This window comes from Hymenobacter sp. IS2118, assembly GCF_000715495.1.
In the GTDB taxonomy this organism is placed as follows: Bacteria; Bacteroidota; Bacteroidia; order Cytophagales; family Hymenobacteraceae; genus Hymenobacter.
Genome location: NZ_JNLX01000072.1, coordinates 1 through 26,177, shown reverse-complemented (window position 1 = coordinate 26,177; position 26,177 = coordinate 1). Strand labels below are relative to the sequence as shown.

30 protein-coding genes are annotated in these 26,177 nt (G+C 58.8%); 13 read left to right on the top strand and 17 right to left on the bottom strand.

All coding sequences use genetic code 11. The features are described 5' to 3' along the window. Positions 1–4 precede the first annotated feature (4 nt). Together GM79_RS05990 and GM79_RS05985 are read right to left on the bottom strand one after the other, a co-directional pair. Positions 5–406, bottom strand: a complete 402-nt coding sequence (locus tag GM79_RS05990; RefSeq protein WP_035560745.1) for a RidA family protein — start codon at positions 404–406, stop codon at positions 5–7. Positions 407–515: 109 nt separating this feature from the next. Then, entirely contained in the window at positions 516–1,118 is a 603-nt protein-coding gene (locus tag GM79_RS05985; protein ID WP_035560742.1) for a Crp/Fnr family transcriptional regulator, read from the bottom strand. A gap of 144 nt (positions 1,119–1,262) precedes the next feature. Here GM79_RS05985 and GM79_RS05980 point away from each other — a divergent pair, with 144 nt between their 5' ends. After that, complete coding sequence (locus GM79_RS05980; RefSeq protein ID WP_152559862.1) at positions 1,263–1,898, top strand: hypothetical protein; 636 nt, start codon at positions 1,263–1,265, stop codon at positions 1,896–1,898. Positions 1,899–2,074: 176 nt separating this feature from the next. Here GM79_RS05980 and GM79_RS05975 read toward each other — a convergent pair whose 3' ends face one another. From GM79_RS05975 to GM79_RS05965, 3 genes are read right to left on the bottom strand one after another with little or no spacing between them, the layout of a single operon-like run. Next, positions 2,075–2,296 (bottom strand): DUF4926 domain-containing protein, encoded by a 222-nt coding sequence (locus GM79_RS05975; RefSeq protein WP_035560737.1) that lies wholly within the window; start codon positions 2,294–2,296, stop codon positions 2,075–2,077. After that, the gene (locus tag GM79_RS05970; RefSeq protein ID WP_051718573.1) at positions 2,296–2,631 is read right to left on the bottom strand and encodes a DUF6883 domain-containing protein; all 336 of its coding nucleotides are present in this window, start codon (positions 2,629–2,631) and stop codon (positions 2,296–2,298) included. The genes GM79_RS05975 and GM79_RS05970 overlap by 1 nt, the downstream gene beginning before the upstream one ends. 9 nt (positions 2,632–2,640) lie before the next feature. Beyond that, on the bottom strand, positions 2,641–2,787 hold the full coding sequence (locus tag GM79_RS05965) for a DUF433 domain-containing protein (protein WP_081867585.1): 147 nt from the start codon (positions 2,785–2,787) through the stop codon (positions 2,641–2,643). Positions 2,788–2,977: 190 nt separating this feature from the next. On the opposite strand from GM79_RS05965, the gene GM79_RS05960 reads away from it, so the two are divergent. Then, the gene (locus GM79_RS05960; protein ID WP_035560734.1) at positions 2,978–3,256 is read left to right on the top strand and encodes a type II toxin-antitoxin system HicB family antitoxin; all 279 of its coding nucleotides are present in this window, start codon (positions 2,978–2,980) and stop codon (positions 3,254–3,256) included. A gap of 80 nt (positions 3,257–3,336) precedes the next feature. Here the strand turns inward: GM79_RS05960 and GM79_RS05955 are convergent, their stop codons facing one another. The 4 genes from GM79_RS05955 to GM79_RS05945 all read right to left on the bottom strand — a co-directional run bounded on the left by GM79_RS05955 (position 3,337) and on the right by GM79_RS05945 (position 8,442). Further along, positions 3,337–4,806 carry a tetratricopeptide repeat protein gene (locus GM79_RS05955; RefSeq protein ID WP_152559861.1) on the bottom strand — a complete coding sequence of 490 codons (1,470 nt, stop codon included), beginning with the start codon at positions 4,804–4,806 and terminating at the stop codon, positions 3,337–3,339. Positions 4,807–4,809: 3 nt separating this feature from the next. Continuing rightward, positions 4,810–7,191: a ribonucleoside-diphosphate reductase subunit alpha gene (locus GM79_RS05950; RefSeq protein ID WP_035560726.1), complete on the bottom strand. Its 2,382-nt coding sequence runs from the start codon at positions 7,189–7,191 to the stop codon at positions 4,810–4,812. A 358-nt stretch (positions 7,192–7,549) separates the two neighbouring features. Then, positions 7,550–7,846: a TonB family protein gene (locus GM79_RS26465; RefSeq protein ID WP_410471175.1), complete on the bottom strand. Its 297-nt coding sequence runs from the start codon at positions 7,844–7,846 to the stop codon at positions 7,550–7,552. A gap of 362 nt (positions 7,847–8,208) precedes the next feature. Next, a complete protein-coding gene (locus tag GM79_RS05945; RefSeq protein ID WP_051718572.1) occupies positions 8,209–8,442 on the bottom strand; it encodes a hypothetical protein in 234 nt (77 codons plus the stop codon). Between the two features lie 485 nt (positions 8,443–8,927). Between GM79_RS05945 and GM79_RS05940 the strand changes: the two genes are divergently transcribed. Then, positions 8,928–9,620, top strand: a complete 693-nt coding sequence (locus GM79_RS05940) for a hypothetical protein (protein ID WP_035560876.1) — start codon at positions 8,928–8,930, stop codon at positions 9,618–9,620. Positions 9,621–9,702: 82 nt separating this feature from the next. Here GM79_RS05940 and GM79_RS05935 read toward each other — a convergent pair whose 3' ends face one another. Next, positions 9,703–10,662 (bottom strand): ribonucleoside-diphosphate reductase small subunit, encoded by a 960-nt coding sequence (locus GM79_RS05935; RefSeq protein ID WP_035560719.1) that lies wholly within the window; start codon positions 10,660–10,662, stop codon positions 9,703–9,705. A gap of 507 nt (positions 10,663–11,169) precedes the next feature. On the opposite strand from GM79_RS05935, the gene rplU reads away from it, so the two are divergent. Both rplU and rpmA read left to right on the top strand, forming a co-directional pair. Next, positions 11,170–11,475, top strand: a complete 306-nt coding sequence (gene rplU, locus GM79_RS05930) for a 50S ribosomal protein L21 (protein ID WP_035560717.1) — start codon at positions 11,170–11,172, stop codon at positions 11,473–11,475. Positions 11,476–11,576: 101 nt separating this feature from the next. Next, positions 11,577–11,852: a 50S ribosomal protein L27 gene (gene rpmA / locus GM79_RS05925; RefSeq protein ID WP_035560714.1), complete on the top strand. Its 276-nt coding sequence runs from the start codon at positions 11,577–11,579 to the stop codon at positions 11,850–11,852. 110 nt (positions 11,853–11,962) lie between these two features. On the opposite strand, the gene GM79_RS05920 is transcribed toward rpmA, so the two are convergent. The 4 genes from GM79_RS05920 to hemW all read right to left on the bottom strand — a co-directional run bounded on the left by GM79_RS05920 (position 11,963) and on the right by hemW (position 15,377). After that, positions 11,963–12,742: a cyclase family protein gene (locus tag GM79_RS05920; RefSeq protein ID WP_035560712.1), complete on the bottom strand. Its 780-nt coding sequence runs from the start codon at positions 12,740–12,742 to the stop codon at positions 11,963–11,965. Positions 12,743–12,895: 153 nt separating this feature from the next. Then, the gene (locus GM79_RS05915; protein ID WP_051718571.1) at positions 12,896–13,573 is read right to left on the bottom strand and encodes an alpha/beta fold hydrolase; all 678 of its coding nucleotides are present in this window, start codon (positions 13,571–13,573) and stop codon (positions 12,896–12,898) included. A 48-nt stretch (positions 13,574–13,621) separates the two neighbouring features. After that, on the bottom strand, positions 13,622–14,056 hold the full coding sequence (locus GM79_RS05910; RefSeq protein WP_035560709.1) for a hypothetical protein: 435 nt from the start codon (positions 14,054–14,056) through the stop codon (positions 13,622–13,624). A gap of 184 nt (positions 14,057–14,240) precedes the next feature. Continuing rightward, complete coding sequence (gene hemW / locus GM79_RS05905; RefSeq protein WP_035560869.1) at positions 14,241–15,377, bottom strand: radical SAM family heme chaperone HemW; 1,137 nt, start codon at positions 15,375–15,377, stop codon at positions 14,241–14,243. 182 nt (positions 15,378–15,559) lie between these two features. Between hemW and GM79_RS05900 the strand changes: the two genes are divergently transcribed. Continuing rightward, a complete protein-coding gene (locus tag GM79_RS05900; RefSeq protein WP_051718570.1) occupies positions 15,560–16,660 on the top strand; it encodes an ISAs1 family transposase in 1,101 nt (366 codons plus the stop codon). Positions 16,661–16,791: 131 nt separating this feature from the next. Here the strand turns inward: GM79_RS05900 and GM79_RS05895 are convergent, their stop codons facing one another. Continuing rightward, positions 16,792–17,265 carry a CHRD domain-containing protein gene (locus GM79_RS05895; RefSeq protein ID WP_051718569.1) on the bottom strand — a complete coding sequence of 158 codons (474 nt, stop codon included), beginning with the start codon at positions 17,263–17,265 and terminating at the stop codon, positions 16,792–16,794. Between the two features lie 341 nt (positions 17,266–17,606). Between GM79_RS05895 and GM79_RS05890 the strand changes: the two genes are divergently transcribed. The 3 genes from GM79_RS05890 (at position 17,607) to GM79_RS05880 (ending at position 23,211) form a co-directional block, all read left to right on the top strand. Continuing rightward, on the top strand, positions 17,607–20,462 hold the full coding sequence (locus tag GM79_RS05890; protein ID WP_161787129.1) for a TonB-dependent receptor: 2,856 nt from the start codon (positions 17,607–17,609) through the stop codon (positions 20,460–20,462). 185 nt (positions 20,463–20,647) lie between these two features. Beyond that, on the top strand, positions 20,648–22,480 hold the full coding sequence (locus GM79_RS05885) for a BamA/TamA family outer membrane protein (protein ID WP_051718567.1): 1,833 nt from the start codon (positions 20,648–20,650) through the stop codon (positions 22,478–22,480). Positions 22,481–22,827: 347 nt separating this feature from the next. Then, on the top strand, positions 22,828–23,211 hold the full coding sequence (locus GM79_RS05880) for an Hsp20/alpha crystallin family protein (protein ID WP_035560706.1): 384 nt from the start codon (positions 22,828–22,830) through the stop codon (positions 23,209–23,211). A gap of 166 nt (positions 23,212–23,377) precedes the next feature. Here GM79_RS05880 and GM79_RS05875 read toward each other — a convergent pair whose 3' ends face one another. Together GM79_RS05875 and GM79_RS05870 are read right to left on the bottom strand one after the other, a co-directional pair. After that, entirely contained in the window at positions 23,378–23,701 is a 324-nt protein-coding gene (locus tag GM79_RS05875) for a hypothetical protein (protein ID WP_035560703.1), read from the bottom strand. 5 nt (positions 23,702–23,706) lie between these two features. Next, complete coding sequence (locus GM79_RS05870; protein WP_051718566.1) at positions 23,707–23,982, bottom strand: VF530 family DNA-binding protein; 276 nt, start codon at positions 23,980–23,982, stop codon at positions 23,707–23,709. A gap of 98 nt (positions 23,983–24,080) precedes the next feature. Here GM79_RS05870 and GM79_RS05865 point away from each other — a divergent pair, with 98 nt between their 5' ends. From GM79_RS05865 to GM79_RS24655, 4 genes are all read left to right on the top strand, one after another. After that, complete coding sequence (locus tag GM79_RS05865; RefSeq protein WP_051718565.1) at positions 24,081–24,953, top strand: glycoside hydrolase family 25 protein; 873 nt, start codon at positions 24,081–24,083, stop codon at positions 24,951–24,953. A 107-nt stretch (positions 24,954–25,060) separates the two neighbouring features. Next, entirely contained in the window at positions 25,061–25,522 is a 462-nt protein-coding gene (locus GM79_RS05860; RefSeq protein ID WP_235183927.1) for a septal ring lytic transglycosylase RlpA family protein, read from the top strand. Between the two features lie 24 nt (positions 25,523–25,546). Beyond that, positions 25,547–25,741, top strand: a complete 195-nt coding sequence (locus tag GM79_RS05855) for a hypothetical protein (RefSeq protein ID WP_035560700.1) — start codon at positions 25,547–25,549, stop codon at positions 25,739–25,741. A 123-nt stretch (positions 25,742–25,864) separates the two neighbouring features. Further along, positions 25,865–26,177: transposase (locus tag GM79_RS24655; RefSeq protein ID WP_152559868.1), on the top strand; the 313-nt coding region annotated here is incomplete at its 3' end.

Below are 26,177 nucleotides of genomic sequence, written 5' to 3'. Positions count from 1 at the left end.
CGCTCTAGCGCACAGCGGTGGCTTCCACTTCTACTTTCAGCCCTTCGAAGGCCAGGAAGCTGACTTCTACCATTGTGGCAGCTGCCTGAATGCCGTGCCGGGTTACCCAGCTGGTGAAAACGTCGAAGCAGCCTTCTTCGCCAAACAGCGCAGCGGTATCGGTGGTGTATACGCGCAGGTGCACGATGTCGCGGCACTGATAGCCGGCAGCGGTCACGACCTGCTCCACGTTGCCGAGCACTTGCCGGAGCTGGGCCCGCATGTCGCCGGTACTGGGGTTGCCTTCGGCGTCGATGGCGGCCTGCCCGGCGCAGTAGAGCGTGGCCGACGCTTGCTGCACTTCTACGGCCTGCTGATAGGCACTTTGCGCCTGCCACTGCCAGGGGTTGATGATACGTTTTTCCATTGCTAAGAAATAGGGCTGCGCGCGGCCGACCAACTGGGGCCGCAGCAGCGGGTGAGTTTCCGGGGCAAAGGTCCTGACCGGACGCGGTTGCTTCCCGTGACTTAGCGCACTATTTCGGGGCGTTTCGCCTTGGCTCGGCCAACCGGCTCAGGGTTTCGCGCGAGAGGCCCAGGTAGGCGGCCAGCAGGGTTTTGGACACCCGCTGCGGCAGCGTGGGGTACTGGCGCAGCAGCAGCTCGTAGCGCTCGCGGGCCGGCAGGGCCGGCAGGGCCGGCAGGGCCAGCAGCGAGAGGATGCGCTGCTGCGCGGCTATTCCGCCCCGCGAAAATTTCACCAGGAAAAACCGCGTCATCATGGGCAGGTGGCGGCAGAGGTAGTCGTAGCCCGCCAGCGGCAGGCACCACACGGCCGTGGCTTCCAGGCATTGCAGCGCGAGCGTGGCCGGCGTTTGGGCCAGGTAAGCGGCAAAGTCACCCTCCCACCAGTCTTCGAGCGCAAACGATACGACGTGGGCGCAGCCTGCCGCGTCGGTATGCACCAGCTGCAGCAAGCCGCTTACCACGAAGAATATCTCCCGAACCAGCTCTCCTTCCCGAATCAGAAATTCGTGCTTGCGCAGCTGCCGGCTGGTGAACTGCGCCAGCACCCGGGCGAATTCCGCGTCGGTCAGCGGCACTATTTGCTCCAGGTGCGCTCGTAACTGTTGCTGCATAGCTTTTGCGTAGGTAGCCGCCACCGCCAAGGTACAGACTCCTCCCTAGCCGGCGCACCGCTCCGAATGCCAACTCGCCGCTGCTGGAGGCCCACAACCTTGCGCCAAGCGAAAGCAGTATAAGCTACTACGATGAAACAACTCATGCGCTCGCTCCTGCTCGCTTCTCTTTTCGTTGGCTGCCAGCATAGCCCGGACGCCGCACAAAATCCGGCAACAGAAGCGCCCGCGCCAGTCCCGGCGCAGCCGACGCCCCGGGTCGCAGCCCCGGCCAGCAGTTCGGCCCGCCCGCAGCTGCTCGCCCTGACCTCGAATGCGCTGCAGCTGGTGAGCCAGCCATCGGGCACCACCCGGGAAATACCCTTTGGCATGGCCCAGGAGCAATTGATTGGGATAATAAGCAAGGTATTGCAAGCCGAGCCCAGGAGCGTCGGAATCAACAGCGAATGCGGGGCCGGCCCCCTGAAAATGGCTTCGTGGAGCAACGGGCTGACCCTGGTATTTCAGGAGAAAAAGGCCGGCACTGCCCTGCAATGGCAATTTGTGGGCTGGTACGCGGGAGCCGCCAGCGGTGCCACGCCCAAACCAACCACCATGGCCGGGGTCGGCATCGGGTCCACCCGGACCGAGCTGGAAGGGGCCTACGCCGTGAAGGTTGCTGAATCGACGCTGGGGCAGGAGTTTTCCACCACTTCCGGCCTGTACGGCATCCTGGATGGCCCCGGCCAAACGGCCAAAATCACCAGCCTCTGGAGTGGCACCAGCTGCAACTTCAGGTAGATTCCTTTCGCGGAGTTGCCCGCTTCATCAACGTGCCTGGTCCCACCCGCCGCGACCGGGGGCGAAGGCGGCTGAGAGAAGCTTAGGTCACGGCAACAAAAAACCCGCCCTGGTGCGCGTGCTTCCGAAGAAGCAGAGGCGTGGCGGGTGTTGTTTAGACGGTTTGGCTTTTTACGTTAGGCGGCGTGCCGCATCGAGTGCTGGGATGGTACAGCTACTTCCGCGGCAGGCAGTGTCAGGACGGCCTGCGTAGAACCGTTGGGCAACAAAAACTCTACCTCATAGGCCTCACCTTGCGCGTGCACCATCACGACGGTACCCTTGGCACCAGTAGCCAAGCCGCATTCCGGATGCGCTTTCTGCAGCTGGACAACGTCTAATTCAGCGAAGGTTTTCATTAGCGGTCAAGTAAGTGAGCGGTGATTAATAAGACGAGTATGCCGGGCATTTGTTCCATCCAAACTGTGCGAATGGGGTATTCCCGGCCATTGGGAGCCAGCATGGGCCCGTCTACAACAAATTTAACTCCGTAGGGCGATTGTTTTTCCTCCGTCACAACCGCATTGTGACCATGTGCCATTAAATCCGCAATCAACTGCTCGTAATGTTCCCGTGAATACCCAATACTCATAAAGAACCGGGCTTTGGCCCCGCCAATGGGATGGTCAGGATTCAGCAGGTAGTCCTGCACCTTATTCGGAGCCACGGACAGGTCCTTGTCGTGTAGTGTCATTCGGCAAAACTACTGGCTAGGTTGCGCCGCGTAGGCCTGGCAGGCGCGGAGGTCCTCGGCCTCCAAATCCGCATAGTCGGCCAGGATTTCGGCTTCGCTCATGCCGGACGCCAGGTATTCGAGCACGTTTTGCACCGGGTAGCGCAGCCCGCGCACAGTGGGCTGCCCATGGCTAGCTATTCGGGTCGATGGTGATGCGCGGATGAGCCGATGAAGCAGCCGTTTCCAGGTGGCTAAAGATACGCAAGCGCCACCCCGCCCCACGGCCCCTAAACGCCCACCCGCCGCGACCGGGGGCGAAGGCGGCTTGGTGATACTACCATACGCCTCTCATTACCTTTAGCCTATGGAGATTCTCACAACTGACCAACACGGGACCATCACAGATTTACAGGTAGAAACCCAACTGGTGCTTGATGACAGCGGCCAATACGTTGCTTACTGCCCGGCGCTGGAATTATCCTCCTACGGTGACACCGAAGCAGAAGCCCGTCATGCGTTCAACGAAGCGCTGACTTGTTTTAAGCAGGATGTCGTCCAACGCGGAACGTTGAACCAACTCCTTTTGGCTTTGGGCTGGCAGCGACACGCTACCCCAGCGACTGTAACATACAACTGGGCCTAATGCGGCCCCCCGGCCCCAAACGCCCACCCGCCGCGACCGGGGGCGGCAGCGGCTGGATGATACTATGCTATGTATTAGATTCACCGTTTTGCCATTATTAGCTGACAATGAGCTGTTATTTTACTGTAGTCAGGATTAGTTCTAATTTCTGAAATTAGCTTTCCAAGCTCTTTCCTACCCTCACTATAAGTTACGTAATTCATTTTTATGAATCCCATCGCATACTTAAACAAAGCGGCGTGTTGTGGGAATTTGCTAGATTCTCTGTTCAAAAACGCCAACACGTCTACACCATTTATTCGCGACTTATTTGGACGCAAACGCTTATAATTTTTGATAAGCTCGGCCGAATCGCCTTTGATGACAGAAAAAAACCCTCTGTTTAATGCTACCTCATTAGTAAATCCTTTTGATGCCTCCATTTTATCAGTATACAATGTTGCCTTATTTAGGTCACCTGCCTCATAATACAATCTTGCTAACTGAACAAAATTCCAATAATTTGCCCCGTTGTCTTGTATTACCGCTTCGGCCTCCAATAAAAATTTGAATGCTTTCTCATTCTGATTTGAATTATGGTAATCGTGTGATACCTGTGTATATAATTTAGCCAAAATCTCACCCAACCTTTCAGCTAACGCATTTTGCAAGGACACATCTTGAGTTTCCTTTGCTTCAACAATTTTAGGCTGTCCGTCACTATGGTACAGAACCTTAAGTGTCTTGAGGCTCTCTTCAAATTGGCCTAAGCACAAAAGGTTTATTCCTGCATAGTAAAGTATAATATCTTTTAGATTCTCTTTGAGTCTCCGTTTTTCTATCAAAGATTCTTTTTCGAGATACCCCCAACTCTTGTTGACCGTTCTTATGAGAACTTCCTTTCTGATGTCAATTCGTGTCCCATGGAATATTACTCCATCATAAGGCCGTTCACACACGAAGGTTCCACGCTTAATAAGCACTTTGTCATTACTATCTATTTGGCCACTCTCTACTTGCAGCCATAAAACGTTTTTTATATCGAATAAATTACTAGCAATATATTTTCCTACATCCTCTCTGTTTCTGAATCTGTTTTCATCCAAAGGAATTATTTTTAAAAAATCCAGATTCTTAGACCTGTCTATATCCTTAAGTATAGGATTTATAATAGACCATATTTTGGGGTCATTAATTGCTTCATCTGATAGGAACGAAAGCCCAATCTTAAATACCTTTTCACCTGACGCAATATGCTTTCGCCGGGACGTACTGACCCATGCTATGAATAGAATTAATAATATAGCTACTAAGAATGGTGCATGAAAGACGTAGGTTTCCTGAATTTTTATGTCATCGACAAATAATTTCACCGATGTGAAATAAACTGCTATGCATAATACTGCGCTAACAAAGAGCCCTGTTCTTTTACGCCAATATTTTACTGCAAATTCTAATAATTTATCCAACTTAAATCTTTGAGTAGAAAGGACTGAATAATGGGGAATTAACGCTATTAAAAGGGCAGAAAGCTGAAAGCTTTCTGCCCTTTTAATAGCTAACTGTTGCAAGCTTTACGACCCACACGCCTCGCAGGCATCCGGGTTGTCCAGCGAGCAGCTCATGTCGGCTTGGTTTTGCTCCACCAGGGCCATGGGCTCCAGGGTTTCGGCGGCTTGCTTTTCCACCGTGAACTTGATGGCGTCGGCGGCGGCTTTGGTGCGCAGGTAGTACATGCCGGTTTTCAGGCCGCGCTTCCAGCTGTGGAAGTGCATGCTGGTGAGCTTGCCGAAGTTCACGTTTTGCACGTGCAGGTTCAGGCTCTGGCTCTGGCAGATGTAGGCCCCGCGGTCGGCGGCCTGGTCGATGATGCGGCGCTGCGAAATCTCCCACACCGTCTTGTACAGGTCCTTGATGTGCTGCGGGATGCGGGCAATGCCCTGCACCGAGCCGTTGGCGGCGATGATTTCCTGCTTCATGCCGTCGTTCCAGAGGCCCAGAGCCACCAGGTCCTTCAGCAGGTGCTTGTTCACCACCATAAACTCCCCGCTGAGCACCCGGCGCACGTAAATGTTGCTCGTGTAGGGCTCAAACGACTCGTTGTTGCCCAGAATCTGGGCGGTGCTGGCCGTGGGCATGGGCGCCACCAGCAGCGAGTTGCGGGCGCCGTGCTTCACCACCTCGGCGCGCAGGCTCTCCCAGTCCCAGCGGCCCGAGTCGGGCGTCACGTTCCAGAGGTCGAATTGGAACTTGCCCTGGCTCAGGGGCGAGCCGGGGAAGGTTTCGTAGTGCCCGTCCTTGATGGCGAGGTCCTTCGAAGCCGTCATGGCCGCGAAGTAGATGGTTTCGAAGATGTCCTTGTTCAGGCCGCAGGCTTCGTCGCTCTCGAAGGGCATGCGCAGGGCAATAAACGTATCGGCCAGCCCCTGCACGCCCAGCCCGATGGGCCGGTGGCGGAAGTTCGACTTCTGCGTTTCGGGCACCGGGTAGTAGTTCACGTCAATCACCTTGTTCAGGTTCAGCGTGGCCTGGTAGGTCACCTCGTACAGCTTGTCGTGGTCGAAAGTGGTGTTGCCCTTGGCGTCCGTCACGAGGTAGCGGGGCAGCGCCAGCGAAGCCAGGTTGCACACCGCAATTTCGTCTTTGTCGGTGTACTCAATAATCTCGGTGCACAGGTTCGAGCTCTTAATCGTGCCCAAGTTCTGCTGGTTCGATTTGCCGTTGGCCGCGTCCTTGAACAGCATGTAGGGCGTGCCCGTCTCCGTCTGGCTTTCCAGAATGGCGAACCACAGCTCCTGCGCCTTGATGGTGCGGCGGCCGCGGCCCTCCTTCTCGTACTTCAGGTACAGCTTCTCGAATTCCGGACCCCAGGAATTCTCCATGCCGGGGCACTCGTGCGGGCACATCAGCGTCCAGTCGCCGTTTTCCTCCACGCGCTTCATGAACAAATCGGGCGTCCAGAGGGCGTAAAACAGGTCGCGGGCGCGCATTTCCTCCTTGCCGTGGTTCTTCTTCAGGTCCAGGAATTCGAAAATATCGGCGTGCCAGGGCTCCAGGTAAATGGCGAACGCGCCCTTGCGCTTCCCACCGCCCTGGTCCACGTAGCGGGCCGTGTCGTTGAACACCTTCAGCATCGGCACCAGCCCGTTCGAGTTGCCATTCGTCCCTTTAATGTAGGAGCCCGTAGCCCGCACATTGCTCACCGATAGCCCAATGCCACCGGCCGACTGCGAAATCAGCGCGCAGTTCTTCAAGGTGTCATAAATGCCATCAATCGAGTCGTCCTTCATCGTGAGCAGGAAGCAGCTCGACATCTGCGGCTTCGGCGTGCCGGCGTTGAACAGCGTGGGCGTGGCATGCGTAAACCACCGCTCGCTCAGCAAGTTATACGTCTTGATAACCGAATCAATGTCCTCCTTGTGGATGCCCACCGACACGCGCATCAGCATGTGCTGCGGCCGCTCCACCACCTTGCCCTCCAGGCGCAGCAGGTAGCTCCGCTCCAGCGTCTTGAAGCCGAAGAAGTCGTAGTTGTAGTCCCGGTCGTAGATAATGGCCGAGTCCAGGGTGTGGGCATTCTTATGAATTACCTCCCACACATCAGTAGCCAGCAGCGAAGCATTGTCGCCATTCTTCGGGTCCTCGTAGGTATAAAGCCGCTTCATGGTGCTGCTGAAGGACTTCGACGTCACCTTGTGCAGGTTGCTCACCGCAATGCGGGCCGCCAGAATAGCGTAGTCCGGGTGCTTGGTGGTGAGCGAGGCGGCCGTTTCGGCGGCGAGGTTGTCGAGCTCCACGGTCGTCACGCCGTCGTAGATGCCGTCAATCACCTTCATGGCCACGGCAATCGGCGACACGAAATCCATGTTCAGCCCGTAGCAAAGCTTCTCAATGCGGGCGGTTACTTTGTCGAACTTGACGGATTCGCGGCGGCCGTCGCGTTTAATTACTAGCATACCAGTGGTGTTTTGGTGTGGGTTTTTGCGTATAGAATGTAGCCGGCGCGGCGCAGGGCCGGCGGCAAGTCGTTGAGGCAGTTTGGGGAAGGGTAGAACGGAAGGCAACGGGTAGTGGCAGCCCGGTGGTATTCAATCCCGGAAATTACCGCCTGGGTTTTGGGAGGGCAAGGAAAAAATGGGGAAGTTTTCCACATATTGCTCTGGATGCGATGCAGGCCAGTTTTTGGAAGTGAGCGTTGTCGGCTAGTAACAATGCTTCCATCTCCATGCAATCACAGGCACACAATCAGGGACAGAGGTGCTTATCATTCCTGCGCGCAAATTGCTCCTTCGTTTTCGTCAGCAAAAACAATTTTTATCGCACTTCGACCCGAATCGGTATCGTAAGTCCCACCGGTACAGCTCTTCCATTTTGACGCCCCGGTACCAGTCGGGGCAAAGCTCGCACTGCGGCTAATAGCGCTTCGTCGTAGGTGGCCACGCCACTACTTTTCAGGATTGTTTCCCGATAGACATTGCCCTTGGTTCCCACTACGAAATAGACCACGCTACGCCGCCAAGGTAGTTGCGGCTGTATCCGAGGCACTTTCACCGTTCTTCCAATCTCATTCGTGATGGCAGCAATCCCTCCCCCTTTCGGCAGTGAAGGCATTTGTTCCACGTAATGGTACGGGCAATCCCCAGGGTCTTGCCGTGTTGATTGGCGACGGCCAGGGGCGGCACTGGATTGCGCCGTGGCGTGAAACCAAGGCAGCCAGAAGATTGGCAAGACAATCAGCGACCCAACAATCAATTTGTTCATAACCGCTTCAGTAGTAAGTCAACAGCACTCATTACACCACGACTGGCAAAGGCCTTGCACTCAGCATTTATTGGTTTGACATGCCTAGCCAGCCCAACATATCAGATATGGCATCCATGGCCGCAGCTACTCCAAGAAGCGTCGAAGTCTCGTCATAGCTCCCGCAACGCCAGGCCGCGACCGTTTCGTGTTGCCACGCGCTGAAACGCCGGCTACTTCCGGCCGCGCCACCACCACAGTCCCGCGCCCGCCAGCAACGCCGCGCCCGCTACGGCCAGCGCCCCAATCGTCACGGGCGGCCCCAAGGCTTTGCACGAACAGGTTTCGAATACCGGCTTGCCGTTCACCAGCAGCCGGCGACGGCAGAAGGCGCAGGGCGTCAGGTTGGGGTCGAGTTGGCCCGGCAAGGGCCACTGGTTGTCGTGGGTTTCGATGCTCAGGCTCATGAGATTCTGCGGTATGGGGATTGGTTGTATACCTCTTTCAGGCCGGAAGCCGATTCGTTGAACCGCTGCCAATCAGTTGGAAATAGGATTTACGCAGAGTTAATTCTCGCCGAGGTTCGCAGAGGTCAGGCTGCGAAATCTGCGAACCTCCGCGTTTACCTCTGCGGGCCTCTGCGAGAAAGCGCGTAAGAAAGACGGTTGCGTGAGTACTATAAAAGTTGCCTGCTTGGGAGGCAAAAGGTACTAAGCTGGTGCCTGCGGACCAACAGTTAGCCGCTATTTCAGGCCCGGATAACAACGATTCAAAGTCTGGATAATTTAAATTTATAATCTGACAATCAGTTAATTGCAATCAATTGTATTTTATTGAAAAGTCCTGCTATGGTAAATGTGGGCTCGGCAATCCGCCTGCAGTCCACTTATTTCGCATCGGCTTCCCAGCATACTCGTTGCTGGTTTCGGGCTCTCACTTCACGCTCGCACGCATGCTTACTGCTTCCGCCTCCCGCCTGCCGCTTTGGCTCAAACTAGTGGTTACCGCTTTCGTGGCGGTGCTGGTGCCCGTGTACTACGTCAACTACGGGGCTACCAACTTCCTGTATTTCTGCGATATAGCCCTTCTGCTCAGCCTCATCAGCCTCTGGACGGAGAAGGCGCTGCCCGCTTCAATGGCCGCCGTGGGCATCCTGCTGCCGCAAGTACTGTGGTGCGCCGACTTTTTGGGGGAATTGTTTGGCGTGCATCTCGTGGGCCTCACGGCCTACATGTTCGACCCCAACCGCTCGCTGTTCTTGCGTGGGCTGTCCTTCTTCCACGGCTGGCTGCCCTTCCTGCTGCTGTTTCTGGTGAAGCGCCTGGGCTACGACCGCCGCGCCCTCTGGTCGTGGACGGCCGTGGGCTGGGGGCTGTGCCTGGTGGCCTTCTTCCTGCTGCCGCCCGCCGGCACCATCATGCCCGACCCCAAAATCCCGGTCAACATCAACTACGTTTTCGGCTTCGACGATGCCCACGCCCAAACCTGGCTGCCCGCCCCGCTCTACCTCCTCGGCTGGATGGCTACCCTACTGGTCGTGATATACATCCCCACGCACCTGGTGCTACGCCGGCTGTTTGAGCCTGCCCCCGCGGCGTCGGCCGACGCTGCACCGGCCCCTGCGCTGACGCCTGCTTACCGCTAGCCAGCCGGCCCCACAAAAAAGCCCGCCCTACTTGCGTAGCGGCGGGCTTTTTTGTGGCTATAACTCAAATACTGCCAGTAGCTTAGAAATCCTCGTCCAGCGAGAAGGCGTTTTCGGTGCGCTCGCTCATCACGCCGGCTTTCTGGTACTCGGCCACGCGCTTCTCGAAGAAGTTGGTTTTGCCCTGCACCGAAATCATTTCCATGAAATCGAAAGGATTGGCCGTGTTGTAAATCTTAGCGCACCCCAAAGACACCAGCAGGCGGTCGGCCACAAACTCGATGTAGTTCGCCATGTTTTTGGCATTCATGCCGATGAGGCTCACCGGCAGCGCGTCGGTCACAAACTCCTGCTCGATGCGCACGGCGTCGGCGATGATGCCTTGCACCCGCTCTTCGCTCAGCTTGTTTTGCAGGTAGCCGTAGAGGAGGCAGGCAAAGTCGCAATGCAGGCCTTCATCTCTGGAAATCAATTCATTCGAGAACGTGAGACCGGGCATAAGGCCGCGCTTTTTCAGCCAGAAAATGGAGCAGAACGAGCCCGAGAAGAAGATGCCTTCCACGGCGGCAAATGCGATGAGGCGCTCGGCGAAATTCTCGGAATTAATCCATTTCAGGGCCCACTCGCCTTTCTTCTGCACGGCGGGCACCGTTTCAAGGGCGTTGAAAAGGTAGTCCTTCTCCTTGGGGTCCTTGATGTAGGTATCAATCAGCAGCGAATACGTTTCGCTGTGAATGTTTTCCATCATAATCTGGAAGCCGTAGAAGCAGCGCGCCTCGGGCATCTGCACCTCCTGCATGAAGTTCACGGCCAGGTTCTCATTCACGATACCGTCGGAGGCCGCGAAGAAGGCCAGCACGTGCTTAATAAAGTGCCGTTCGTTGTCGTTCAGGTTGTTCCAGTCTTTCTGGTCCTGCGAGAGGTCAATTTCTTCGGCCGTCCAGAACGAGGCCTGCGACTTCTTGTAATACTGCCACACCTCATCGTTCTGGATGGGAAATAGCACGAAGCGGTTGGGGTTTTCGGCGAGGAGCGGCTCCATAAATAGCGGGATTCTAGGTGGCAGGTGATGTCGAGGAAGACAGCATGCAAACTGCTGATATCGGGCAGTTGTTTACACGCCGTGTCAGAAAAGCAGTTGGCCTTCCAGCATCAAATATAGCCCCGTCCCGAGAGGCTATTGCCACCAATCCAGGGTTTTTTATTCATTAATTTTTAGTTAAGCCCTGAATATTTTCACTTATTAATTGGCCAGCGGTGCTCTCCTGGCTCTGCCCCTGCAACTCAAAAACACCTCAATATCAGCTCCTTTTCTCCCACTTATCCACATTCCAGCTGTGGATAAGTGGGCTTGTCCCCAAAACAGCCGGCTTTAGGCAGCTTTTGTCTTAATTTTCTTGCGCGCCTGAAACCTGCCTGGTTTCCTGCTGAAGGGAGTAATGAAGCGTGGGGTCGCGAACAGCCGATGACGATTAAGAACTTAGACTTGGAAATCCCAAACCATATTCGTACTTTTGCCTTCCCATTTCAGAAAAACCCGCGAAAGCTGATGTACGCAATTGTTAACATAGCTGGCCAGCAGACCAAGGTTGAGGCCAACAAATTCGTTTACGCTCACAAACTGGCCGGCAACGTCGGTGACGTCGTTACGCTGGGCAACGCCCTGCTGACCGACGACAACGGCACGCTGACCATCGGTGCCCCCGAGCTGAACATTGCCGTAACCGGCACCATCCTCGCTCACGTGAAGGGTGACAAAGTTCTCGTCTTCAAAAAGAAGCGCCGCAAGGGCTACCAGAAGATGAACGGCCACCGCCAGTCGTTCACTAAAGTAATGATTAACAGCATCGGCTAAGGCCAATTAAAAATTGAGAATTAAAAATTAAAAGTTGTTCAGCTTCAGCTATTCAACTCATTTTTAATTCATCATTTTTAATTTTTAATTAAGACAACAACATGGCTCACAAGAAAGGTGTCGGCTCGTCCAACAACGGCCGCGAATCGCATTCCAAACGTCTCGGCGTAAAAATCTTCGGTGGCCAGGCCCTCGTTGCCGGCAACATCATCGTGCGTCAGCGCGGTACCAAGCACCACGCCGGTGAGAACGTAGGCATGGGCAAGGACCACACGCTGTTCGCGCTCGTTGACGGCGAAGTTCAGTTCAAGAAAGGTCGCAAAGACCGTTCGTTCGTGACGGTTCTGCCCCGCGAAGTAGTTTCGATGCCAGCTTAATTGCTGTTAGGCTGATATAGAAAAGGGCTGCTTCTCACGAAGCTGCCCTTTTTGCGTTGTGGCTCGGCATGCGTACTTTGTAGTATGCAGGGGCATGTCCCATCTGCAGGTTAAGCGGGAGGCAGTTCTTCCAGACGGTAGAGCACCGGCTTGCTAGGGCTTGCATCCAGCTCAAGACTAGTGACCTGGATATTAAGAAGGTACAACCCATCCGGCGCTGCATCGGGCACAAAAATCAGCTCGGTGATGGTGGCGCTGCAGCGGGGAGCGGCGGGGTAAGTCCAGAAGGCGTGGTGGGCCAGGAGCTGGCCGGCGTCCTCTTCGCGGTCCACGCTGGGCAGGTCGAGGAGGAAATGTTCCACGCCATGCTCCACCAGAAAATGCGCCAGCGCGGGCTCGATGTAGGTGGGATTGGTACCGGAGTACTGGCGGGTGCGCTTGGCGGGGTCGTTGGGCAGGGTGCGCAGCACCAGGGCTTCGGGCAGGGTGCGGTCGGGCTGCAGGGCCAGGGCGGCTTGCACGTCGGCCAGCATCACCACAAGGTCGCCGTTGGGCTGGGGCACGGGGGCCACGCTCACCAGCCGGGCCACAAACAGGAAGCGGCGCAGGCACTGGTTGAGGGTGGCGGCCGGGTCGGGCGAGATGTGGCCGTAGCACTCGGTGTGGGTGCCGTTGCCATGGGGCGTGAGGTGCACGCGCTGGTAGTTGGTGCTGCCGCCCAGCGCCACGCTGCCCACAAAGCTGCCCACCCGAATGGTGTCGAACTGCACGGGCTCGGCCCAGAAGCAGTTCACCTGGTTGGAACCGGGGGCCAGGGGCAGGGAAATATCGATGGGAGCGGCGGGGTCGAAGGCGTAGGTGCGGCCGGCGTACGGGTAAGTGGGAAGCATGGGTAGCGGGGGTTGATGATGCGATGCGTGGGACCCCACCCCCAGCCCCTCCCCTCCGGGAGAGGGGAGCCAACTACGGGAATTGTTGAAGACGTTCGTCTCCTGGAAGAGGGATTCATGCGCGAATAACGACTTGTTGCAATAACCTCAGAATTACGTTGACTCCGCAGGGGCGGCTTCGGCAGCAGACAGTTGATTGAGAATGCGGCTGATTTCGGCGGCGCGGCTCACGATGATGAGATGACCGCCTGGCAGCCGGTACTGGCTGCGGGCGGCCCCTTTGGGCAGCAGCCGGTCGGAAGTGCCGTGAATGCGAACCACGGGCGTTTGGGCCCGGCCCAGCCACTGCACCAACCGGGCGATGGCCCAGCGCGTGAAATTCGGGTCGGTATCCTGCAGAATCTGCCGGAGCAGCTGGTATTCGCTGCCGTTTTTTACCCCAAAAAACCATTGCGCTAGCCGTGGCAGGCGCGGCAACAGCTGGGGCGGCAGCAAGTGGTGCAGGCCGGTGGCCCGCGCCAGGCCCGCCACCCACGGCAGCTCGGCGGGCCCCGCGAAGCTGGACACCAGCACCACACGGGCCAATGGCCGCAACTGCGCTACTTCCAGAGCCAGCACGCCCCCGAAAGAAACGCCCACCAGCCAGCAGGCCTGCGCCACGGGCACGACCGCCGCAAGGCGGGCGGCGTAGTGCGGCAGCGGCTCGCGCGGGTGCTGGGGCGGCAGCCAGCGCAGCACGTGTACCTCGCCCCGCAGGCGCAGGAACTGAAACACCCGCTCGTCGGCCCCCAGCCCGGAAATGAGATAAAAGACGGGCGGCGCAACCTCCATTTTTACGTTTTCAAGACCACGGACGGGCCGGCAGCATTACGCGGCCTTTCAGGTATCGAGCCGTACAAACACACCTTCGAGGTAGAAGATGTTGTGGGGCTGGGGGTCGTCGGGTTCTTCGTCGCCGCTTTCGTCGTCCTCGGTGGCGGGGTAGGTCACGGATAGTTTGAGGGCAACGCTGGGCAGCGGCACGGGCGGTTTGTCGTCGGCGTTGTATTCGAGCAGGGCGGGCCACTCGGCGGCGGCCAGGGCTTCGGCGACTTCCTCCTGCAGGTCGGCGGCGCGGGTGTGGGCCAGGCCCAGCAGCACGTCCAGCGACTTAAAGGGCAGGGCGAGGTGAAAAAAGTGGCTGTCGTTGTCGAAAAACGTGGTGGCCCACACGGTCACGTCGTCGGTGTTGTCGAAAACGATGGCCACGAGGTGAATTTGCTCCACGAAGAAGTCGGCATCGTCGGCAATGCTGTCGCTCAGTAACTTGACCACAGATTTAACAGATTTTAACGAATGAAACAGATTATTTGTGGTTCCGCACTGCGGCTTCGGTAGTGCCGTAATATACCATTTGTAAAAATTTTACTCCCGCATTTCTCAATTGCGTTCAAACAAAAAAATGGCGCAGCTTAGGAGCTGGAACCACAAAAATCTGTTTCATCCGTTGAAATCCGCTTCAATCTGCTACAAACAATTCCAGGGTAATGTGGTCGGCCAGGAGCTTGCCGGCGTCGGTCAGGGTCAGGACTTCGCCGGTGAGGCGGGCCCAGCCGTTGGCCTGCAGCTCGGCCAGGTAGGCGGGGCGCGTGGTCAGCAGGTCGAGGCCGAGGTAGTCGCGCAGGTGGGCCAGGTCGCAGCCGCGCGCGGTGCGCAGGGTGGTGAGCAGGTACTCGTTGGCGCGGTCGGTGGCGGTGAGGACGTCCAGGGTCACGGGCACCTCGCCGCGCTCAAGCACGGCGGCCACGTACTGCGGGTTGTTGGCCAGGGTAGACTGGCGGTTGCGGCCGTCGTAGCTGTGGGCGCTGGGGCCCAGGCCCAGGTAGGGCACGCCGCGCCAGTAGTTGCCGTTGTGCCGGCTCTCGCGGCCGGACTGGCAGAAGTTGCTGATTTCGTACTGCTCGTAGCCGTGGGCGCGCATGGCCGCCAGCAGCATCTCAAACTGCGTGGCCACAAACTCATCGGGTGCGGCCCGGAAGGTGCCCTTTTGCAGGCGGTGGCCGAAGGCCGTACCGGGCTCAATAGTGAGGGCGTAGGCCGACACGTGCGGCACGCCCAGCGCAAAGGCGTTGGCCAGGTCGGCTTCCCAGATGTGGTGGCCGGGCGCGGGCACGCCGTAAATAAGGTCAATGGACAGGTTTTCGAAGCCCGCGTCCTGGGCGCGGCGCACGGCCGTGGTTGATTCCTCGGCGGTGTGGGCGCGGTTCATCATCCGCAGGTGCGGCTCATAAAAGCTTTGCAGGCCGATGCTGAGGCGGTTGACGCCGGCCTGCCGCAGTTCCTGCAGCTTGGCGGCACTGAGGTCGTCGGGGTTGGCTTCGAGGGTGATTTCGGCCTGGGGCAGCACCGTGAAATGGCGGTTGATAGCGTCAAAAATCTGGTCCAGCTCCGGGGCCGTGAGCAGCGATGGCGTGCCGCCGCCAAAATAGATGGTTTCCAGCGCCGCCCCGGCGCCCAGGTAGTCGCGGCGCAGCTCCATTTCCCGCACGATGGCATCGACCAAACGGGTTTTTAGCCCCAGCGAGGTGCTGAAGTGGAAGTCGCAGTAGTGGCACGCCTGCTTGCAAAAGGGAATATGAAGGTAAAGACCAGCCATAAAAGCGCCCACAAAAAATGGAATTACCTCAAGCAAACAGTCCGGGAAAGCTAATTTTCCCAATTGCCGAGTCGGCATCAAAGGTAAGTGCTATGGCACGCTCTCTCACGGGCAAGGGTGGCCGTGCAGATTAACCGCACTATGTGGCGGGGGTAAATTTACGGCTCATTTCTCATGCGCCGATGTCCCTGCAAACTCACCTGGCTGCCCTGCCCGAATTCCGTCGTCAGAACAAGAATTTCCGCCATTACCTGGTTGATATTTTGGCCATCAGCGTGTTGGCTACCCTTTGCGGGGCCGATGATTTCGAGGAGATTACCCTTTTTGGCCAGCAGAAGTACGCCTTGCTGCGCCGTTACCTGGCCCTGCCCCACGGCCCGCCCGCCGTGGACACCTATCGCCGGGTCTTTGAGCGACTGGACGTGGCCCGCTTCAACGCCTGTTTTATGGCCTGGATGCAGGAAGTGCTGCCCGCCGAGGAGGCCAACCACATCTGCATTGATGGTAAAACGCTGCGCGGCAGTGGCCAGAAGCCCCTGCACGTGGTGTCGGCCGTGGCCAGTGCCAGCGGGCTGAGCCTGGCGCAGGTGACCGGGCAAGGGAAGGGACAGGAATTGGGGGCTGTGCCCGATTTGCTGGCGCTGCTCGACCTGCGCGGAGCGCTGGTGAGCCTGGATGCCCTCAGCTGCCAACCAGCGGTTGCCCAGCAGATTGTTGCCCAGGGCGGCGATTACCTCTTGGGTCTGAAGGCCAACCAGCCCACTTTACTGGCCGAGGCCGAACGTGGCCTGTTGAAACTGCCCGAAGCCCAAGCCTTTACCCGCTGGGCCTACGCCGCCGACCGCACCCCGCTCCACTACCAGGTCTGGACGCAGACCGATTTGCGCTGGGTGGATGAGGCCGGGCGCTGGCCGGGGCTGGCCACGCTTATCCGGGTGCAAACGACAAGTCAACCAACTGCTTGTGCGCCGGTTTGCTATCAGCGGTATTATCTCAGCAGCCGGGCGGGGCTCACCCCCGCGCAGGCCGATGGCTTCGTGCGCGGGCACTGGGCCATTGAAAACGCGCTGCACTGGCAACTCGATGTCACCTTCGGCGAAGACGACCACCACCTACGGGCCCAACAGGCCGCCCAAAACTTGACGCTGGTGCGTAAAATGGCCCTGAACCTACTCAAACAAGACCCCACCAAGCGTAGTATCAAGAACAAACGCAAGCGATTGGCTTGGGATGAGCCCTTTTTGGAGCGGCTACTCGCCGCCCTATGTACCCCCGCTGCATAGCGCGGTTAATCTGGGTGGCCGTGGCCAAAACGCAGAACGACTCGTTGCACGCGCAACGAGTCGTTCTGGCTACCAAAGCCGAAGCATCAGAAGGGAGCAGCTGAGTGCCGCGCTTTGGCGCTTGAAATGTCTTACTTCTTGCTGATGTTACCGCGAATTTCGCCGTTTGGAAAAGCAGAAGAGTGCAGGTTGACATACATTCTGTTATTCACGAGGTTATCAGCCTGCTCGATAGTCAGCGTGACGGTGCCCGTGATGGGTGAGGCCAGGTTGGCAAAAGGGATGGCTACTGGCCCGGATACGCCCGGCGCGCCGGTATGAATGTGGGCAATAGTCGGAGTCATTCCCTGATAGACAACAGTGTAGGAAAGCTGCCGATTGAGGCTGGTGTAGGTACCTGCGAATGTGCCGGTAGCGGTCGAATTGGTCGGAGCCGGGCCGTTCACATCAGTTTGTTGTGACGCGTTGATAACGGCCGACAACTCGGTGGTGGTAGGAGTAGCGGGCTTGGTCTCCTCTTTATCGCTGCACGACGTCAAGATTGTGCATAGAGCTAGGGCCGAGTAGGCGTACTGACTTTTCATAAAAAACTGAATTAAAATCATATGAATTATGATTGGCTAAACTCACTCCGATTGAAAATGTTGGTTTTTTTTCAGAAAAATTTTCTCATTTATAGAAATTTAAAAATAAAATAATTAATATGTTATTGACATCAAGAACTTTACAAACATTATTTAAAGCTCTTTACTTGTCCCATTTTGGGAATTTTAATTATACAAGACTCTAACTCTCGGCATTTGCTTATTGTATTATCCGTTGTGACTGCCTGAGCATGTCCCTCATCAAAACATTTTTCAGGGTGATTGATTAAAGCTTGCCCAAACAACGTCCACGAATTCTTTATATGATGCATTTTACCCGTTGCTGCCAATTGCTAGGCATTTTGCTAGGCACTGAACTGGCACTTACTGCTCCTCTTGTTGCCCAAACACCTTCCGCACCATCGGCAGCCCCAACGGGAGCCTTTTCCGGCACTAACCTGAGCGGACAGGTAGTGGCCGCCCAGGCCCTCACCACCGGCGCCGCGCTATCCGGCACTGCGGCCACGGTAGTGTACGGCGCCTCCGTCACCGTTATTTACCTGGCCACCGGCACCACCCGAACATCGGCAACCGACCTCACGGGCCGCTTTGTAGTGACGGGCCTGGTGCCCGGCGGCCCATACATTGTGCAGGTGCGGCAGCCCGGCTACCGCCCCCAAACCATTACCAACGTGTTTTTGAAGGCCGATGAATCGACGGCCCTCACCGTGACGCTCAATCCCGAAACGGTAGCCGTAGGTACCCGCCGCGATGACCGCACCGCCCTTGAATCGGCGGTACCGGTGGACGTGGTGGATGTGGCCACGCTGGTGCGCACCGCTCCCCAGACCGACCTTACCCAGCTGCTGCACTACACCGTTCCAGCCTTCAACTCGACCCGGCAGCTGGCTGCCGGCGGCTCCGACCACGTGGACCCCTCCAGCCTGCGCGGCCTGGGCTCCGACCAGATGCTGGTGCTGGTGAATGGCAAGCGCCGTCACACTACAGCCTTGGTGAACCTACTCAGCAACCGGGGCTTGGGCAGCGTGGGCACCGACCTGAACACCCTGCCCAGCCTGGGCGTGGAACGGATAGAAGTACTGCGCGACGGGGCAGCGGCCCAGTACGGCTCCGACGCCATTGCCGGTGTGATGAACATTAACCTGAAAAACAGCGACAGCGAAGGCAGCGTGCTGCTCAATTCCGGCCTCACCACCGAAGGCGACGGCCTGGCCACCCTGCTGGGCATAAATAAGGGCTTCCGGCTGGGCCAGAAGGGCTTTTTGAACGTGACGGCCGACGCCGACTACCGCGGCCGCACCACCCGCAGCTATTCGCGCGACCCACTGGTGAGCCCCGTGTTTGTGGCCAACAACCCGGCCGCCGAACGGGCTGCGCTGGCTGCGGCCGGCAAAACCTACGACGACTTTGTGCAACGCAACGGCGAAGCAGAGGTGCGCAACCTGCGCGGCCTGGTAAATGCCCGCGTGGAAATTTCTGACAAGCTGGCCTTGTACGGATTTGGGGGCTACAACTTCCGCCGCGGCCAGGCCTCCACGCTGTGGGTACTGCCGGCTACGCAGGCGCCGAATATCGTAGAAAGCCTGTTTCCGCTGGGCTACGAGCCGCAGGTGAACACCCGCATTAACGACGGCGCGGGCACTGTGGGCCTGGTGCTGGGCCAGCCCGGCCCCAACCGCTGGACCTTGGACCTGAGCAACACCACCGGCTTCAACCGGATGACCTACGACCTGGAAAACACGCTGAATGCCTCACTGGGCGCCTCGTCGCCCACGGTATTCGATAACGCCGGGGGTTTCCAGTTCCTGCAGAATGTGACCAACGCCACTGCCAACCGCTTTTTCGATAAAGTACTGGCGGGCACCAACGTGGCCATCGGCGCCGAGTTCCGGGCCGACCGCTACGAAATTCTGCGGGGTGACGAACGCACTGAGGCCGAGTACGACCTAGGCAAAGAGGGCTCGCAGCAGGGGGCCCAGGGCTTCAGCGGCTTCGGCGAAGCGTCGGTGGTGGCCGGCAACCGCACCAACGTGGGCGCCTTCCTCGACGTGGAAGCGGACATCACCAAGCGCTGGTCGGTGAGCGGCGCCCTGCGCTACGAAAACTACTCCACCTTCGGCTCGGCATTCATTTACAAGGTCACTACCCGCGTGCAGGCCGCCAAATTCCTGGCCTTGCGCGGCGCTTTCAACACGGGTTTCCGGGCGCCTTCGCTCCAGCAGGTGCTCTACCGCCAGATTACCCAACGGCCGGGCGTAACCGGAGTTGAATTCTCCGGCCTCTTCAGCAACCAGGACGAGCTGACCCGCGCCGCCCAGGTGCCCACCCTCACGCCCGAAACCTCGCGCAGCGTGAGCGGCGGCCTGGTGCTCACGCCCACCCCGGCCTTTTCCTTCACCGCCGATGCCTATGTGATTGACATCGATGACCGCATCACGCTGTCGGGCCTGCTGCGCACGGGCTCCGGCATCAGCCCCGAATTTGCTCAGGTACTGGCCAACAACCGCGTGACCCAGGCCCAGTTCTTCACCAACGACCTGGACACCCGCACGCAGGGCCTCGACCTGGTAGCCAACTACCGCCACGCCCTGGGCCAGGGCCAGCTGACGCTGAGCGCGGCGGCCAACTTCACCAGCACCCGCACGCGCCGCCAGAACATACCGGCCAACTTCCGCAGCCTGCAGGAAGACGACAACCCGACCACCAACTACATTGACCCGCGCCAGCTTTCGCTCATCGAAACCGGCAACCCGGCCAGCAAAATCCTGCTCGGCATCAACTACACCCGCGGCAAGCTGGGCGTGGGCCTGCGCAACACCTACTTCGGCGAAGTGCGCTACTTCGACGTGGCGCCGGACCCCACGGTGTACGATTTTGGCGGCTACCTGCTCGTGTTCCGGCCCCGCACCGTGACCGACCTGATGGTGAGCTTTCAGGCTACCAAAGGGCTGGGCCTCACGCTGGGCGCTCAGAACCTGCTCAACGTCAGGCCCAACACGCTCGACGAAGCGGCCTCCAATGGGGTAGCGCCCGGTGGCTTTGCCAGCCGCGGTGCGTTTGAGCAATTCTTCCAGAACCGCTACGGCTCGCCCTCGCCGTTTCCCACCAATCGCGACGTATATCCCTACGCACCGGTGCAAATGGGCATCAACGGTGCTTTCGTCTACCTGAAAGCAGTGTACAACTTCGGGCTGTAGGCCAGGCTCAAACGTTGGCTGGTGGCGCAGCTTTTCTTGGTTGATTTTGAAGCCGGGCTCCGGTTCGTTACCCTTTCAGGCGTGGCGGACCGGAGCCCGGTTTGCGTCCGGGATTACCTTCGGGAAATTAAACGCCGGTTTTTGCGTTGGGGCTTTGCATGGGTAAACGGTTTCTATTGTGCTGTTTGGGCTGGCTGCTGCGGGGCTGGCTGGCTGGGGCTCTCCCGGCCCTGGCCCAGTCGCCCACGCTAAACCCCAACGTTCCCAACGCGCCCGGCCTGGCCGCGCCGCCCCTGCCGCCGGCCAGCAGCCCGGCGCCGGCTGTGGCACCGCGCCGGGTGCTGGCCCGGCCACTCGTGCTGCTCTTCGATGCCGAAGCCGCCGACCGCACGGTGCTGCGGCGCTACAAAGTGCGGGCCACCGTGCCCGATTCGCTCAGCGCCCTGCGAGCGGTGCGCGAGCTGGTGCTGGCCCTGCAGGCCGATGCCTATCTCACGGCCTCGGCCGACGAGATGCGCTGGGCCCGCGACACCGTACGCGTGCGCCTCTACGTGGGCCAGCCGTTTCGCTGGGCCTACCTGCGCAACGGCAACTTGGGCGACGGCTTGCTCACCCGCGCCGGCTTCCGCGAAAAGCTGTTTCGCCAAACGCCGTTTTTGCCCGCCGACTGGGCGAAGCTGCAGGAGCGGATTTTGGTGGAAGCCGAAAACCAGGGCTTTCCCTTCGCCACCGTGGGCCTGGATTCTATTGAGCTGACCGACCAGGGCATTGCCGGCCGGGTGGTGCTCCGGCGCGGGCCAGCCGTGGTGTTCGACTCGCTGCAGATTGTGGGCAACACCAAAACCAAAAAGCGCTTCCTCACCAAATACCTGCAGATTTTTCCCAACCAGCCGTTTAGCCAGCAGCGGGTGGCGGCGGCGGCCCAACAACTGCGCCAGCTGCCCTACCTGCGCCTGCGCGCCGAGCCTGAAATCCGGTTTGCCAAAGGCACTGCCCGCGTGTACCTGCTGCTCGACGACCGGGCGTCCAACCAGTTCGATGCCATTGTGGGCATTTTGCCCAACGCCGACCTTGCCAAAACCGGCGTGCAGTTTACCGGCGACGTCACCATCAACCTGCGCAACATCAAGGGTGGCGGCAAGCAGGTGGGCCTGCAATGGCGCAAAACCGACGCCCTTTCGCAGTTGCTGGACCTGCAATACGTGCACCCAAACTTTTTTGGGTCGCCGCTGGAGGTGTCAGGCATGTTCAACCTCTATAAGCAAACCAACGATTTCACCACCATCCGGCCCCGGCTGCAGGTCACCTACCCTACCATTCGGGCCGGGCGCGTCAGCTTTTTCGCCGAGCAACGTGGCTCGTTTGTCGATGTGCTGCGCGACACCACCGTGCTGCCCCAAAACCTCGATTCGCAGTACAATTCTTACGGCCTGGGGTATGCGTTCAACAGCCTCGACGACCTGTTTTTTCCACACCGTGGCACTTTGGTGAGCGGGCAGGGCGCGGTGGGCACCAAGAACATCAACCGCAACTCGCAGCTACGGCCCGAGCTCTACAACGGCTTGCAGCTGCGCACCACGCAATACACGTTTGGCCTACGCGCCGAGCGGTATTTTCCGGTGAAGCGGGCGGGCGTACTGATGCTGCGACTGCGCGGCGAGGGCCTGGTGAACCCGCGCCTGTTCACCAACGACCTGCTGCGGCTGGGCGGGCTGAACTCGCTGCGGGGCTTCAACGAAAACCAGTTTTACACCAGCTCTTACGCAGTGGCCACGGCCGAATTCCGGCAATTCATTGGCGAAGATTCCTACGTATTTGCCTTTGCCGACCAGGCCTACCTCCGCCACGACGTTCAGGCCGACCGCTACACCGACCAGCCCACCGGCGCGGGCGCGGGCCTGAGCTTTCGCACGCCGGCCGGGCTGTTCCAGTTCGTGTACTCGCTAGGCCGCGCGCGCGACCAGAAATTCGAAATCCGAACCTCCAAAATTCACTTTGGCCTCACCAGCCGCTTCTGAGCAGAAGAGCAGAAGTAGCCGTACTCAATTGGGTCATGCCGAGCGCAGCCGAGGCATCTCGCTCGCTTCGTTGACCAGTGCGAGCGAGATGCCTCGGCTGCGCTCGGCATGACGACCGGGAAAATACATTTGCTTTTGAGCGGTTATTTGAAGCGCTGGCCCGTGCCATATCGTCCGCAATTCGCAGCCATAAATGCCGGGTTGCGACACACTGACCGAAACCATGCGAAACGAGGAAAAAAACCAGTCAACACGTCTGATAATCAATACCATTTGAGCCTGATTCAGATTGGTACATCATTTGTAATAGTGGGAATGAAGCCGCATACTAATCCGGCCCCATTTTCATGAAATTCATCAGCCCAAAATTCATTCGCACCATTGCTCCGCAGCTCGATTTGCTCAACACCATTGGCGGTGGCGTGGCCCAGCCCCAATTGCGCATCGACCAGCGCCCTAAGGGCGTGATTGTGCGCGTGGCCATGCCCACCGTTTCTGCCGACAGCTTCCGCGTGGTGCTCAATAAGCAGCAGCTCAGCGTGTTTGGCGAGTACCGCCACCAGCCCGACGACCCGCTGGCCGCGCCCCTGTTCATGCAAACCCTCGACCTGCCCGACAACCTCGACCTGGCCCGCATCGACGCCGTGCACGAGGGCAGCGAGCTGCACGTGCGCATTCCCTTCCTCAACCCCAGCGACCAGCAGCGCGAAATCGACATCCGCCACGACTAACGTTTCAGGTTACTGCCGCTACTGCTATCCCTTATTCCATTTTATAACGCCGGGACCGACCGGCACCGCAGTCCATTGATAACGCCGGGACCGACCGGCCGCATACTCCGTTATTGGATTTCACATTTGAGCCACCGCCCACAGCGGTGGTTTTGTTTTTTGGGGCCTATCCAAACAGCGGGATAATGAGCACGAAACTCATCACCAGCGCTAGGTAGAACCAGCCCATTACCTGGCCCCGATGGCGGCGCGGCATCTGGTTGCTGAGTACCAGCATGGCCGCAATCACGAGTATCAGATGCGCCACGAAGAACACCATCGTCTTCACCCAATTGCTCACAATAGTATTTTCCTCCTGGTATTGGTTGGATTCGCCCAGGCCCGACGTGATATATTGCAGCCCGTAAAAGGCCACGGTTTCGAAGGCCACGAATAGCAGAAAGCCCGCCAGCAGCGCCGTCTTTGAAGACTTTTCGGATACGTCGGCCATAGGTGCTACGGGCGGGGACGGCCCTGCACCTCGGCGGTGCGGGCCTTGATGTACAGCTCCTCGACCTTGGCGCGGGCCCAGGGCGTGCGGCGCAAAAAACTCAGGCTGGATTTGATGCTCGGATTTTCGGCGAAGCAGTTCATGCGCAGGCGGGCATCGAGCTCGGGCCAGCCGTAGGCGGCCACGAGGTACTCCAGAATTTGGGCCAGCGTGACGCCGTGCAGCTCGCGGATGAGGTGGCCGGATTCGTCGCGGGCGTCGGCGGCGCGGAGGAAGGACATAGGAGAAAGATGCAGCTGAAAGTGTAAAGTTCGTGAAAACCCCGGGTCCAACGCACGATGGACCGGGACCGGGCGTTATTTTTGGACCTATCCGCCTTATGCCCGCCTCCCGTCTCACCCGTCACCAAGCCAAACATGCCCCGCGCCCTGCCCGCTGGCGGCCGTGGCGGCGCGGTGTGCTGGCCGTGCTGCTGGTTGGTTTGGTCCTGGGCCTGGCCTACTACCTGCGCCACCGCGTGCAGGTGAACCGCTACGCCCGCCGCACCTGGGCCACGCTCACCAAAAACGGCCTCACCGGCCGCGAAAAAACCCCGCTACTCGCGGGTTACTCGGTGCACGGCATCGACGTGTCGGCGTATCAGGGCCGTATTGATTGGCCCGAAGTATCGCGCCACGGCGTGCGTTTTGCGTTTATTAAAGCGACCGAAGGCGGCACCCTGCGCGATGCGCGCTTTGCCCGCAACTGGCGCGAGGCCCGCAAGACTGACGTGCTCTGCGGCGCCTACCACTACTTCCAGCCCAAGCGCGACGGCAAGCTGCAGGCCGACCTTTTCGTGCGTACCGTGCCCATCGGCCCCGGCGATTTGCCGCCCGTGCTCGACATCGAAGCACCCAATTTCCACGACGTGGCCGTGCTGCGCCGCGAAGTAGGGCGCTGGCTGCGGCTGGTGGAAGCGCACTACGGGGTGCGGCCCATCATCTATTCCAACTACAGCTACTACAAGCGCTACCTGGCCGGCCACTTCGATGACTACCCGCTCTGGCTCGCGCACTATGAGGTTGAACGTCCCAGAATGCCCGCCAGCAAATGGATAATCTGGCAGCATTCCGACGAAGGCTACGTGCCGGGCATCCGCGGCGTGGTGGATTTCAATGTATTTCAGGGCAACTTCCGGGCGTTGCAGGCCCTGCGCGTGCCCGCTGCTCCAACGAAGGCGTCCAAGGCGCGCCCTGGCAAGCGCAGCCGTTGATTTTCAGGACACTTGCGGATAAATCAGCGCCGCGGGTTGCCAACATATTGCGCTGCGGGAACCGAAGCGCGGCAGGTCACCGGGGATTATTGCTAATTTTGTGGCCAATGACGCTGATGCTGAACGCCGGATTATTACCCCGCTACTGGTGGCGCACCTGGCTGCTGCCGCTGCTGGTGCTGGGCCTGCTGGCCTCGTGCGGCAGCAGCCGTAGCGTGAGCAAAGGCGCGCCCAGCCGGGCCAAAGGGACCGCCGTGCCCCGTGGGGCCGCCACTCAAAAGGGACTTGGCTCCTACTACGCCAACAAGTTTGCGGGCCGGGCCACGGCCAGCGGCAGCATCTACCGCCCCGGCGAGATGACGGCCGCCCACAACACGCTCCCCTTCGGCACCCTCATTCGGGTAACCAACACCCGCAACGGCCGTTCGGTGGAAGTGACCGTGACCGACCGCGGCCCGCACACCAAAGGCTACATTGTGGATGTATCGCGCCGTGCCGCCGTGCAGCTCGACATCATTGAGGCGGGCGTGGTGCCCGTGGTGGTTACGGTTCTCAAAGCCGCCAAATAGCCATTCTCGCAATACTGCTTTATTATGAATATCCGCAAAAAAGTACGCTGGTTCCTGCCTCCCGGTACGGGCCGCTATGCCGCCATCGACCTCTGGGTAAACGCCGCCGAAGACGAGGGCTGGAGCGAAGCCGAAGTGCAATACGTCATCGACGAGGTGGTGGAAGCCACCGATGACGCGGCCGGGCTGGAAGTGCTGGACTGGTACACCTACAAGTAGTAGCCGCTGGCCAATCCGGCGCACACCACTTCACCGACGCTCTGAACAGCCATTAAGAGCCTATCCGGAAAATAAGGAAGTTGTAGCCGAGCGCGAGAATTTTGGGGTTACCACACCTAACAAATTTCCCGTTGCGCCCGACTACAACCGAATACGAAGCTACCATACACGCCGATTTTTTGCCTTCTCCCGCACTCTGGGCCGCCGCTGAACCGCTGCTGCCGGAGCCGGCCAGCGGCCCTGGTAAGCGCGGCCGGCCGGCCGCCTGTAACCGCCAAATGTTTTTTTGCCATCTACTATATTTTGGTTACGGGGATGCAGTGGAAGGCCTTGCCGCGGTGCTTGGGGGCAACCTCCACGGTCCATGACCGGTTCCAGCAGTGGGCCCAGGCTGGCGTTTTTAAGCGGCTTTGGACCAGCGGCTTGGTGCAGTTAC